The 13,378-nt window shown below is 33.4% G+C and carries 9 protein-coding genes and 1 pseudogene; 4 read left to right on the top strand and 6 right to left on the bottom strand.

Annotation, left to right across the window (positions count from 1 at the left end; all coding sequences use genetic code 11):
• Nucleotides 1-96 precede the first annotated feature (96 nt).
• The 3 genes and pseudogenes from EKM02_RS11560 to EKM02_RS11550 all read left to right on the top strand — a co-directional run.
• Nucleotides 97-429: pseudogene (locus EKM02_RS11560) on the top strand (hypothetical protein); the annotation flags it as partial.
• Entirely contained in the window at nt 429-1,133 is a 705-nt protein-coding gene (locus EKM02_RS11555) for a TIR domain-containing protein (protein WP_126455297.1), read from the top strand. The pseudogene EKM02_RS11560 and the gene EKM02_RS11555, both read left to right, overlap by 1 nt.
• A 2-nt stretch (nt 1,134-1,135) precedes the next feature.
• Complete coding sequence (locus EKM02_RS11550) at nt 1,136-1,717, top strand: toll/interleukin-1 receptor domain-containing protein (protein WP_126455295.1); 582 nt, start codon at nt 1,136-1,138, stop codon at nt 1,715-1,717.
• A 534-nt stretch (nt 1,718-2,251) separates the two neighbouring features.
• Here EKM02_RS11550 and EKM02_RS11540 read toward each other — a convergent pair.
• The 6 genes from EKM02_RS11540 to EKM02_RS11515 all read right to left on the bottom strand — a co-directional run bounded on the left by EKM02_RS11540 (nt 2,252) and on the right by EKM02_RS11515 (nt 9,300).
• On the bottom strand, nt 2,252-2,557 hold the full coding sequence (locus EKM02_RS11540) for an HNH endonuclease (RefSeq protein ID WP_126455293.1): 306 nt from the start codon (nt 2,555-2,557) through the stop codon (nt 2,252-2,254).
• A 490-nt stretch (nt 2,558-3,047) separates the two neighbouring features.
• Nucleotides 3,048-4,037 carry a DUF4917 family protein gene (locus EKM02_RS11535; protein WP_126455290.1) on the bottom strand — a complete coding sequence of 330 codons (990 nt, stop codon included), beginning with the start codon at nt 4,035-4,037 and terminating at the stop codon, nt 3,048-3,050.
• A 396-nt stretch (nt 4,038-4,433) separates the two neighbouring features.
• Nucleotides 4,434-5,558: a TIGR02391 family protein gene (locus tag EKM02_RS11530; protein WP_148103539.1), complete on the bottom strand. Its 1,125-nt coding sequence runs from the start codon at nt 5,556-5,558 to the stop codon at nt 4,434-4,436.
• Nucleotides 5,559-5,744: 186 nt separating this feature from the next.
• A complete protein-coding gene (locus tag EKM02_RS11525; protein ID WP_126455286.1) occupies nt 5,745-6,470 on the bottom strand; it encodes a toll/interleukin-1 receptor domain-containing protein in 726 nt (241 codons plus the stop codon).
• 505 nt (nt 6,471-6,975) lie between these two features.
• Nucleotides 6,976-8,595, bottom strand: a complete 1,620-nt coding sequence (locus EKM02_RS11520; protein ID WP_234423188.1) for a DUF4435 domain-containing protein — start codon at nt 8,593-8,595, stop codon at nt 6,976-6,978.
• Between the two features lie 450 nt (nt 8,596-9,045).
• Nucleotides 9,046-9,300, bottom strand: a complete 255-nt coding sequence (locus EKM02_RS11515) for a helix-turn-helix domain-containing protein (RefSeq protein WP_126455284.1) — start codon at nt 9,298-9,300, stop codon at nt 9,046-9,048.
• 1,042 nt (nt 9,301-10,342) lie between these two features.
• Here EKM02_RS11515 and EKM02_RS11510 point away from each other — a divergent pair.
• Entirely contained in the window at nt 10,343-13,363 is a 3,021-nt protein-coding gene (locus EKM02_RS11510; RefSeq protein WP_126455282.1) for a SusC/RagA family TonB-linked outer membrane protein, read from the top strand.
• Nucleotides 13,364-13,378: the final 15 nt, after the last annotated feature.

The following is a 13,378-nucleotide window of genomic DNA, read 5'->3' as shown; positions in this document are numbered from 1 at the left end:
ATAAATGGCGCACTTTGTTGCGGAATCGTGGTGTACTTTGCTCCGGAATGGGTGGTGTACTTTCGTCGGAATATCTAAGGTGGAAAAGATTTAAAACAATTATGGGAGGAATATAGACATAATATGATTTCAAGAGCTGGGATTATTTTGATAGTATTTGGAAATAAGGATACCGAAGATGGAATTATCAATGCAAAAGGAGTAAAAATAGAATTTGAAATAGCGATCGAAAAAGATTTAGTTCCAATACCAATTTTTTATACTGGTTATATGGCTCAAGAAATATTTGAAGAAATAGCTAAAGATTATGGTAGGTACAATCTAACAGAAGAATTGTTTAGTGATATTTCAAATTTAAAATTAGACAAAGGAGATTTAAACAAATCAGTTAGAGAAATAATTTCAATAATTCAAAAAATTGCTAAATAATGGGAAGAAAAATTTTTGTTTCATATAAATATGCTGATGAACAGGTTCAGGATTTAAAAAAAAGAAAGTTAGTTATTGATGAACAAGGAAATTTTAAAACAATTTTTCGAAAAACAAAAGCTCGAGATTATGTTGACTTGCTTCAAGATACAATAGGAAAGGATCATATAAATCTTGGAGAAAAGGATGGAGAAAGTTTAGTTGATTTCTCAGATGGGGCTATTGAAACATCTTTAAAAAATAAAATTAGACAAAGTTCTGTAACAATTGTTTTAATATCTAAAGGTATGAAAACGAGTAACAATGAAAATGATCAATGGATTCCTTGGGAAGTGTCATATTCATTACGGACAATTCCTACGGGAAGTTATACCAAACAAATGAACGCAATTCTTGGAGTTGTTTTACCAGATGAAACAGATACTTATGACTGGTATTATATGCATAATACAGAATGTAATTGTACGACTAGTTTCACAGGGAAATTGTTTAAATTATTAAAAGATAACACCTTTAATATCAAAGAGGAAAAAATTAGAGAATGTAATGGAATAAAAATTCATATAAATGATGAACCCTCCTTTTTTAAAACTATAAAGTGGAGTGATTTTATGGATGGAACAAATTATAACGATTACATACATATAGCAATAAATATAAAAAATAATAAAGAACAGTATGATGTTCATATAAATCTAGATTGATTATGAGTTTAATTAATGTTTCGCAATTAAGAGGTTACAGAAAATCAACAAAGAGTTATAATCTTAGTTTAAATGAAAGTTTGAAAAATTTTAAAAATGAATCAAAATTCTTAAAAACTAAAATTTTCTTATCACATAAGCATGATGAATTAGAAAATTTAGAAGGAGCTGTTTCATTTTTGAATAATCATGGTGTTCAAGTATATGTTGATTGGCTTGATGAAGGAATGCCAAAAACAACATGTGGTAATACAGCTGTAAGAATAAAAGAAAAAATAAAAGAAAATGATAAATTTCTTTTGTTAGCTACAGAAGGAGCTATTACTTCTAAATGGTGTAATTGGGAATTAGGATTAGGAGATGCTGCTAAATACATAAATAATATCGCTATACTTCCTGTCAAAAATGATAATTCAGCTTTTTCTGGTTCAGAATATTTAGAAATTTACCCATATATTTATGAAATAGAATATTATCAGTATTTCAATGGGAATTACAGGAATAAAGGTATTTATGTTATTTTCCCTGCAGTAAATGGAAATAATAAAGTTATTAGTTTAAAAGATTGGTTACAATCAAAATAATGTCTCATCCTTTTTATACTCGTAAATTTTACCCCAGATGTAGGCACCTACAATTATAACTGGTATTGCTATTAGAATTTCATACCACTGCATTGTGATTATAGATTTGATTAAGACCTCAAACCTATAATTTTATATTGGTTACATCAAATCGTATGGTGTGTGATTCGGCAATTGGATATTTAGCAGGTGGTGTAGGTAGCAAAAGTTCGAGGTCGGGAGACCTCGAAGCGCTGGGACTTAGAATGAAATTCACGGAAAAGTCAGGAGACTTTTATTGCGTTTAGGTTTTTTAAGAATTTAAAAAAAAGTTCAAAGTCATAGAATGCGGAGCGGAGGCTGGCGCATTGCCCAAAGTCCGATTCTAACTTCTACAATTACCCTACTACGGCTCAAGAAGAAAGGGTATCGGTCTACGCTGGAAACCTACATTGAATTCAATCCATCACTTTGCGAACCGCCGTATACGAGACCCGTACGTACGGTGGTGTGTGAGGCACACTCAGTCAGTTTCTGGCGGAGCCGTCTACTCGATTAGTAATTGCCTTCATCGATCATTTGTCTTATTTCAGCGCGTCGCTTTTCATCAATTTCTCTATGGATTTCGTCGTGACAATTTTTGCAGACAGAAATTAAATCTTCCAACGCTTCATCATATAATCTTTCATAAGTTTTGTGGTGAACTTGTTCAGCAGGTTTCTCTTTACAGACTTGACATAAATTTTCATCCCGAATTAAAACTTCTTTTCTTTTTAATGCCCAAGCATTAGAACTCAAGTATTCGGTATATTTTGCAAATCTTGAAGTGCTATAATTTAATGGCTTTACAAACTCCCACAATTGCGTTGAATTTTCTTTACGTTCATTTGCCCAATTATTATAGTTCGGATAACTAAATTTAAATCTAATTTCTTTTGAATATTGTTTTGACTTAACGGTTTATTTCTATCCACGCAACCTCCACAATTTTGACATTGTCTATGAAGCCTCAACCTTTCAGGATTTCTATTATCAATAGTAACATTTAAAAAAGGATCATTACAACATTCGCCAAGAGTTGTAAGAATTAAATTATTGCAATCTACACATTGCAAGATATTATGAAATTTATGTGTAGAATAAATAATCGTTTTTTGGCTATTGCATCGAGAACATTTTTTCATCAAATAAATATTAATAATTTTCGGTTTTTTTAAGGTTGTTGCTAACGTTATACCGCCTTGAGTTTGCTGGAAGTTCGTAACCGCTCAATTTTCCGTTTAACGAAAACTTGATGCGAAACGGTAATTCCACTAAATTCCAGCTAGCTCAAAGCTGTTACCAATAGTTTTTATTCAAATTCAAATAGAGTAGAAGAATCATAAAATTCAACTTCAGTATTTTTTAATATTGATCTAATTCTGTTCATTTCAGATTTTAGTTCATTCATTGTTTTATTTTCGGATATTCTAATTGAAAAGGCTACTTTATCATAATTTTCATCAATTGCCTTTACAATATGCAAATCTTGGTCACTCAATGATTGTCCATAAATTACAAGATTCTTGTTTTTGTTTTCTTTTAATTCGCGAAAACAATATGTTAAATAATTGTTTGATTGAATACCTTTTAATTTCATTTCTGATGTCCCCTCGCTAATGAATAGAGGGTAATTATCTTTTGAAATTTCTTTTGTAATTACATCAATTAACCAATTCTCATCACGTTTTATTTTTATTGTATCAACCGATTTGTTAAAGACAAACAGGGCACCATGTAAATAATAAATATGATTTGATTTAAAAATGTCTCCAGTGTTAAATCGTTTAAATCTCTCGTCTTCAAAAAATGGCATATAGAAATAGTCTCCGAATTTTTTACTTTCTAAAATCAGATAGTAAAGAAATAAATCATAATTTGTGGTGAAAATTTGATCAAATTCTTTAATTTTTTTTGCAACAAGTTTTATCTGGTCTATTTTTATTTCATCAGGTGTTGGGTGAATTCGATTTATCGAATCAATTAGCCCTTGTTTAATTAAATTCTTATTTTGAGTTATTTTATGTTGTTCTATTTCTAAAGCACTACAAACTCTTTCTGTCGAATCCAGGTGTTCTAAAATAATTTCAAAATTTGTAGATTTAAATTCAGCAAAGAGTTTTTCAACATCTTTCGGACAAGTTTCGATATACTTTTCATATAAATTCCTATAAAGTAATCTTGAACTAAAATTTAAACTAAATCCATTTCCCAAGAGCAGTGGACAATTTAGAAATTGTTTTTGAATCCAATTCCATTGTCTTATTCCTTCTGCATTTAATTGTTCATTTGTAAATTTCATTTATAATTAGTGGTAACTTGTAAAAAACATCAACAAGTAACGCTTTTTTTTAAAGTTTTGTCATATATCAAGCTATTTATTCTAGTTCGTAAATAAAGACTTTTATAAGTATTGTTACAATACCCACATTTAGTGATATTTTGACTTAAATTGAATGTACAATAGAAAGCTAATTTTAAGGGTAAGGAATTTATGCCCAAAAGTGAAGGAAAACACTCAAAAACCAAGCTTAAAACCACTCCAGAAAAAAAGAGGTTCATAAATCCTCTTGATATTCTCTCTAATTTTTTTACGATAACTCCATGGTGTTGACAGCAGGTAATCGGTTCCGTTCAACCGCGGGTTCATTGTTGGCTTTTCAAGCCCAACGAGCCTTAGCTGTTGTGCGATATTTTTTTAGAACGGTAAGTCGTCTTCTTCCGAATTTTTAAGTTTTATTTCTTTAAAACTACTTAAGCATTCTTTGAACTTATCTCTATCTTCATTACTGTAACGTTTGTTTATAAAATCATAGATTAATTTATTTCCGTTTTTAATTTCATCGATGAATATTTCATCAAATGAACTAATAATTAAGAATTCATCTAATGTTTTTAAGTATCTACCAAAATATTCCAAAATAAATCTTTGCTTGTTTTCGTTTCTAGAGAGTAAAGATTCTTCTACTTTTAATGCAATAGAATCTTTTAGTTCGGATTTTGTAATAATTGAAGTTAGCCAAGTTGCAAAAATCCCTTCTTTTGTTACTTGTCCATAGATGTTTTTTTCAGCAAGTGTAATCAGATTAATGATTTTATTTTCCGCTCTTAATCTTGCATCTTCATCTATTTTTTCCCAAGTATTATCAAAAAGAGCAAAATTCTTAATCACTATTTCTGGTAAATCTTCAAATCTTAATTCTTCCGAAACTAGTTTAAAAAGTTCTCTCTTTTCAGACTCATTAAGTTTTTGAAAAATACTTTTCCATACAAATCTTATGTTTTGAATTTTTCCAAAACTTTTTTGCTTGTACAATTCAATTGCAACTTCATAATATTTATTTTTAGGTATTGATTCAACTAATATATCTGAATATTTTTTAGATTCTACAAAGTCTTTATCAAAGACTCTTTGTAAAAAAATTTCTGTAGAGAATTTACCTTTTGATTTATCTAATATTTTTAAAAGATGGTTAACAAATATTATTATTTCATTTGCATCACTTTCATTGTCATCTAGTTTTGAATGACTTCTTGGATTTCTATATGCAGAATATATTCCACGAAATATTTGTTCAATTCCTTTCTGGATATTTTTTTCAGTTTCAGTTTGGAGATTGTTTAGTTTTATTTTTGGATTATCACCACCAAATGCTATGCCAATTAATGTATTTCCATCACCGTCAAGTCCTGATTTTTCTCTAATTAAATCACCAACAAATTGAATAGAATCCAAAATGGCATTTGAATAGTTTTCAGAATTATAATTTTTCTTCACGAAATCCCATAATTTCTCTTCAATATTTTCTTTTAAACTTATCATTATATTTTCGGTTTTTTTGTAAATATCGCACAACGTTATGCCACTTTGAGATGACTGGAAGTTATTAAACGCTCAGTTTTCGGCTTAACGAAAACTTGATGCGAAACAGTAATTCCACTAAATTTCAGCTAGCTTTAAGTGAATGTTAACGGTAGTGGCACTACATTTTTGTTGTAATAGACAGCATTATGTTTTTGCAGGTTCATATGCGACAAGTTCTGCAAGTTTGGCAGCAACGTCTTTCATTGATTCTTCTGCAGTGCTCAAACCTGTTCTCGATGCAAGAAGTGGACTGACATCTCGTAAAGCTTCATATGTTGTATTGTGGACTATTGGAACTAGCTGGTCTGTTGCTAGTAACGCTGATAGTTCTTTGTCTGCGATACCTTCTAGAGGAAGGCGACGAAGTAGGGCAGGAGTTACTAATACTAGTCCGATTCGCGAGTTTGCTAAACCCTTGTCGATGGCACGCATTAATGGTACACCTAGTGAAACATCTTTCTCGCTGAACCAAACAGAAACCCCGTTCAAAACAAGTAAATCGTGGAGTTCTTTAGCTGCATCTTGTCTGTCGTCCCAAGCATGACAGAGAAATACATCTCTAAGGTCAGGTTTCGTTTCTACCAGATTCTCAACTGTGCGGCGGATTGGTGTAAGTGCTAATACTTCAGCAGATGTATAATAAACTGGAGAACTAGGTCGTGACCATCGAGGCTTTGAACTTCTTGTACCACCACTACTTCTGCCACTTCCACTTCCACTTCCACTTCCTCCACTACTTCCTGATGAGGAATACGATGTTGATGGATATGAAGGGTAGCTACTGCGATAACTTCTACTACTACATGCTGGACAGGCAGCTGCCCCGCTTGCTGTTTGATGTCCACGAACTGGTGCTGTACATCTTGCCATAATTTTTTTTGTTTTAAAGGTTGAGATTACACACAAATTTAATCTTTAAATTGAGTTAAACCATTTGGTTGTTAGTAAGTTAAATTTTTGTTGAAATATTTTTTGTCTGTTATTTCGAAGCCATTACCACCAACTTGTAAATAACATCAACAAGTAACGGTTTTTTTTAAGTTTTACCATATTTCAAGCTATATATGCTAGTTCGTAAATAAAGTCTTTTTTAACTATTGTTACAATACCCACATTTAGTGATATTTTGACTTAAATTGAATATACAATAGAAAGCTAATTTTATTGGTAAGATGACTTATGCACAAAAGTGAAGAAAAACACTCAAAAATCAAGCTTAAACAAGCTTAAAACCTCTCCAAAAAAAAGAGGTCTTCAAATCCTCTTGAAATCCTCCTAACTTATATATCGATATCCCCATAGTGGTGGAAGTAGAGCGGTTCCGTTCAACCGCGGGTTCATTGTTGGCTTTGCAAGCCTAACGAACCCTTAGCTGTTAGCTGCCGTTAAAACTGGGTAAATAGGTTTTTAATGCACTAACAATTTCTTCCTGTTTATCTCCCTTCATTAATCTCACTAACAATTTTTCATACTCACCTTTCGCTAATCCAAATATGCCCGAAATCCTAGTTGGCAAACTTTTGCGATTATAAATTAATAAGATTTTAGCATAATCGCGTGAGTCTATAGCGTCTTGAAACATTGCTCCCGATATTTTATAAATTTCGTCAATGTTTATTCGACTTAAGGTTTCATCAAGTGCTAATTTTAAAGCTTCAGCAGTATGATCTTTTTTTGAAAAAGCACCTAATTTATATTCAATAATTTTTTCAGCTTTTGAAGAAACTTGAACATCAAATTCACTTTTTAGGGATTCCACTATAAAATTAACTGCTTTGTCAAATGTTTCATTTGGATTAAGACCAAGGTATATCGAAATAATCTTTATAATAGGTTCAATACAATATAGGTTTTCAATTTCAGCCACTGGAATTGTATAAATTCCATGACCTTGTAATATTTCTTTCTCTTCTAATTCTTTATAGTCACTATCTATTAGACCATGTGCTACAAGATGATGTAAACTAGGATTATTTACAAAAGCTTTTGTTGATTCTATTACCTTGTCTCCACCGCCACGTGGCATAATATGATAATCAGGATATACTAATTGATAAACAGATGAATCTATACTATTATTTTCTCCTTCGCAAAAAATTATATTTTTTCTATTACCGAGGACTTCTAGGAATAGACTTTCTGGTAGACTTTCTTCAACTGGAATAAAATCCCATTCCCAAATATTTTCCCCATGATAAGCCTTTATCCATAGTTTTGTAGCATCACTTCTTGATGTGGCAAAATCAAGGTCATGTGTTATATAAATAAGCAATTTTTCTGGGCAATTTTCTTCTATTTTATTCCATAATTTAGAAACAATTGATTTATGTATATGAACTTCAGGCTCATCAATAATGATAATTGAGTTATCTGGAGCACAAAGACACGACCCGATTAAATATAGAATTACTCGCTCACCATCGCTCATATCTTTACCATGATATTCCTTTTGATCTTTTTTACTGATTAAAACTTGTCCATCTGAAAATTTAAGTGAGCGGTGAGGCATTAAGTCACACCATATCTTTACTATTTTATCTGTTACTGAATCGAAAACTTCTATATATACTTGTTGTGTTCGAGTTTTTTCCGTATGTAATCTATCTCGTTCAGTAGTTTTAGCGAAGAGAAGTGAAAGCAATTGTTCGTAATCATTTAATGAAGAGGTCGCTGGTGATTGATTTTGCCAACGATAACTATTTTTAGCCCAAGCTATACCATTAGATTGCAATGCTGTACCAGAATAGCCAACTAAAAATTCATCTTGTGCTTGACCGAGATTTTTAATTTGGGCGTAGTCTGGGAGTTTTAGTGCTTTTTGAGCACTAATGCGATGAACAGTAATATGTTCTTGTAATTTTTCTTCAACAAAAACACCTAAACGAGTTTTACCCGATCCATTCGCTCCAATTAATACTAGATTATTGGACAATTCAATTTCTTCGGTTGATTTTTCACCATTTCTATTAGGTAAAATAATTTTGTGTTTTATCATGGGTTTTTAATTAATGTCAGCTAATTTGTATATAACATCAACAAGTAACGCTTTTTTTAAAGTTTGACCATATCTGAAGCTATATATTCTAGTTCGTAAATAAAGACTTTTAAAACTATTGTTACAATACCCACATTTAGTGATATTTTGACTTTAATTAAAGAGTATAACAGTAAGCTAATTCCAATGTGGCATCTTTTCTATTTATCCCTCTTTTTCCAGCTACCATTATAATGCCTATTCCTCAAGGACTCATAAAACTTCCCTCTCATATAAAGACCTAAAATCCATATCACAATCACTCCTATAATTTCGTACCATTTCATATTTTGAATCTTTAATTAAGTTCAAAATATGTGTTTTTATTTTTAATACGATATGCATTTTGGAAAATTCAATATGCAATTTGGGAGAATTTGTATAAATAAAAAAAGATGCCTAAGCATCTTTTCATTTCTTTTTAAAAGCATCTGTGTCAAAAAATTGGTCTAGAGTAATTCCTAGCATATTACAAAATTTCTGGATTGTGTAAATTGTGACACCTCTTTTATTTGTTTTACTTTCCCATCTATTTATCATTTGCCTATCAATATCATTTGCCTTTGCAAAATCTACCTGAGACATCCCTGTTTTTAATCGAAGGAATTCAATTCTATCAGCGATCATGTCTTTAAGTATAATATCTTCCTGAGTTCTTTCTGCCATACTGCAATTTTGCGATAATCTTATAAATTATTGTAATCCACTTGGATTACAATTTTATTTTATTATATTTGATGAATTATTATATATTTGCGATACTTCTTATAAAAATATTAGAAGCATTCGCTTTGAATCTCGTTCTCGAAAACTAGTAACTTTTAAACACACGAGATGATAAGTGCAAATGCTCACGCCTAAAAGGGCGTGGGCTCACTTATTCGTGTGTAGGTATTACTAGTGCCTCGAGAACGTTTAAGCTGGGTCTGCGCTCCTTTTTTAAACCAATTGGCACATTACTCTCTTATTATTCTTAGCACCGCTTCATCCTTTTTCATAGTCTCGCAGCAGTTTTAACCGCTAAAAAAACCATAACTATGAAATAAAAAAAATACTATTTATTTAATGCCTGTGCTGTTTCTTTATTTTGAGTTAGTGTTTCAGTGCAGGTTCTTTTTTTATAATTGTGAATTGTGAGAAGCAAAAGACAATAATAAAGAAGTCATTTTTATTTTAAATTTTGAATTGTGATGAAGAGTGATGGCAATAATGCAAAAAATCAAACTTCCTTTATATAATTCTTACAGCAAATTACTCTAACAATACAACTGGATTTATAACATCTAAATTTTTACTATGAAATACTACAAACAAATAAAAATAGGAATAATTATACTTTTTATAGCAACGATGTTCATGTGGTTTTATGGTTATAATAGCGTGAACTGAACTGATGTTAAAATTCACATCGTCAGGTGAATAGAGGTTATTAATTATTTTAAATTTTGAATTGGGTTAAAGAATTTAGAACGTAGAATATAGAGACAAGAACCTAAATATAAATCTAATTAAAAATTATGCCTATGATAGAATAATAATATTGAGATTGCTTTGCTTCTCTCGGGTGCGTCGAACCTCGAAATGAGATTGCTTTGCTTCGTGCATCGCAACTTTTCGCAATGACAAAAAAGGCCCTCCAACCGTCTGGACAACTGCATAGAGGACCAATGCTAACAAAACTAACGTTTCATTTAACTAAACCAAAATTATGAATATATTTTCATTTTACAAGGGATGGCCGGCGATTCCTTTGCTTTTAGGAATTTGCTTATGCGATTTTCCTGCCCATGCCGCAACAATCAACCCTTCCGCTTTTGCGACGGTAACAAAAAAAATTATACCTCAACAGCAAGTGCAAGTCAGTGGTACTATCACTGATGGTACAAACCCTTTAGCCGGTGTGACCATTTCCGTAAAAGGAAAAGCTACAGCTGGAACTATTTCGGACTTTAACGGGAACTATACGCTAACTGCATCAGCAGACGATATAGTAGTCTTTAGTTTTATGGGGTTTTTAACCATTACAGAGTCTATAAACGGACGAAAAACAATCAACATACAATTACAAGAAGATGCGACCCAACTGCAGGAAGTGAAAATTAATGCGGGTTACTATTCTGTCAAAGAAAAGGAGCGCACCGGAAGTATTGCCCGTATTACAGCTAAGGATATTGAAACACAACCAGTAACAAATGTGCTTGCTACGATGCAGGGAAGGATGGCTGGGGTGGATATTGTGCAAGATAGTGGTTCACCGGGAGGTTCTTTTACTATCAAAATTCGGGGAAAAAACAGCTTGCGTGCGGATGGAAATCAACCACTGTATATTATAGATGGTGTGCCTTATTCTTCCGAAACCATTGGTTCCATCGCTACGTCAGGTACTGCACCAACCTTAACGAGTCCATTGAATTCGATCAATCCCTCTGATGTTGAAAGTATAGAGGTTTTAAAAGATGCTGATGCCACAGCTATTTATGGTTCACGCGGTGCTAATGGTGTGGTCTTGATTACTACTAAAAAAGGAAAGGCCGGAGTCACTCGTTTTAGTATTAATTCCTCCAGCAGTTTTGGTACTGTGACCGATACTCCAAAACTTATGAATACCCAGCAATATCTTGCGATGCGAAAACAGGCATTCGTTAATGATGGTGTAACTGTATATCCAAGTTCAGCTTATGATGTTAATGGTACTTGGAGTCCGAACCGTTATACGGATTGGCAAGATAAGTTGATAGGGGGTACAGCAAAAATCTATACTTTACAAGGTTCTGTATCAGGCGGCAGCGCCAAAACGTATTATTTGTTGAGCGGTAATTACCGAACTGAAACCACTGTTTTTCCGGGAGATTTTAAATATACTAAGGGTTCAGGACATTTTAGTATGCATCATATTTCAGATGATGAACGTTTTAAAATTACTTTTTCAACCAATTATACTTCGCAAAATAATAACCAGCCTGCTATAGATCTCACGGCAGTATCACGCACATTGGCTCCTAATGCTCCCGACTTGTATGATTCCAATGGAGCATTGAATTGGGAAAATGGAACATGGACTAATCCTTTAGCGGGATTGCAATCAGAAGTCGAATCCCGTATCAATGATCTTGTCGCTAATACAGTACTGTCGTATCGATTTATGCCAAATTTGGAATTTAAAACAAGTTTTGGTTTTACGGATTTGGATAACAATGAGAGCCGGACCCAGCCTTCGACAATGTATAATCCTTCGTTTGGTTTAGGCAGTAAGTCCTCAAGTATTGCTACCAATTTTACTAACCGCAGTTCTTGGATTGTGGAGCCACAAATTCATTACAATATGGCTATCCGTAAAGGCCGTTTTGAGGCCTTGTTGGGAAGTACATTACAAAACCAGCGCACCGAGCGTCTTTATCAGTTCGGTTATGGGTTTGCGAGTAATAGTCTTATCCACGATTTGGCTTCAGCGACTACCAAGGCAGTTCGATTGAGTGACGTTACGATTTACAAGTATCAGGCTCTTTTTGCCCGTTTGAATTACACGTGGGATAGTCGTTATATCCTTAATCTGACAGGTCGTCGCGATGGTTCGAGCCGTTTTGGACCGGGTAAGCAGTTTGGTACTTTTGGAGCAGTAGGTACTGCATGGCTGTTTTCGAATGAGGCTTTTTTGAAAGATAATAGCATCCTAAGTTTTGGAAAACTACGTGCCAGCTACGGAATTACGGGTAACGATCAGATAGGCGATTATCAGTTTCTGGATACCTATATTTCCACAGGCAATAATTACCAAGGAACTATAGGATTGCAGCCTACGCGATTGTTTAATCCTGAATTTGGATGGGAAAGTAATAAAAAATTTGAAATAGCTCTTGAAACGGGATTTTTGAAGGATCGTATTTTCCTGACAACTGCTTACTACTTTAATCGTTCTTCGAATCAATTGGTTGGAGCACCGTTACCAGGAACCACAGGATTTAGTTCGTTATACGGTAATCTTGATGCTACGGTAGAGAATAGTGGTTATGAGCTGACATTGCGGACGGTAAACCTGACTGGTGAACATATTGAGTGGTCTACTAATTTCAATATTTCAGTTAACCGAAATAAATTGATTTCGTTTCCTGGGCTTAAAAGTTCGACTTATGCCAATACGTATGTAGTGGGGGAGCCTACGAGTATTATCAAAGTGTATCATTATACAGGTATGAATTCTATAACCGGCGTTTATGAGTTTGAAGATATTAATGGTGACGGAATCACTACCGCCTTAGGCGACCGGAAGGCATTGGCTGATTTGACGCCTAGTTATTTTGGAGGGCTATCGAATCAGTTCCGATATAGAGGAGTGCAATTGGACTTCCTTTTTCAGTTTGTGAAGCAGGAAGCTTTTGGTGCCTTGCCCGGAGTTCCCGGAACACTGGTTAATCAATTGGCGAGTGTAGCGGATTCCGCAACGCAACAACCCTATACTGCTGGGAAGAACGGAAGTGTGATAACAGCCTACTATCGTTTTGGAACGAGTGACGGAGCGTTACAGGATGCCTCATACGTTCGTCTTAAAAACATTTCACTGACGTATGATTTACCATTGAAACTCAGCCAAGGTTTGCGATGCCAATTGTATTGGCAAGGACAAAACCTACTGACATTTACCAAATATACTAATGGTGATCCAGAGTTTAAATTTGGTGGCTATCTGCCCCCATTGAGAGTTAATGCCGTAGGGGTAAAGTTGACTTTTTAATCTAATATTTTATAT

It is taken from the genome of Flavobacterium sp. RSP49, assembly GCF_003968735.1.
Taxonomy (GTDB): Bacteria; Bacteroidota; Bacteroidia; order Flavobacteriales; family Flavobacteriaceae; genus Flavobacterium.
The sequence above is the reverse complement of the archived record's forward strand: the minus strand, read 5'-3'. Positions and strand labels throughout refer to the sequence as shown.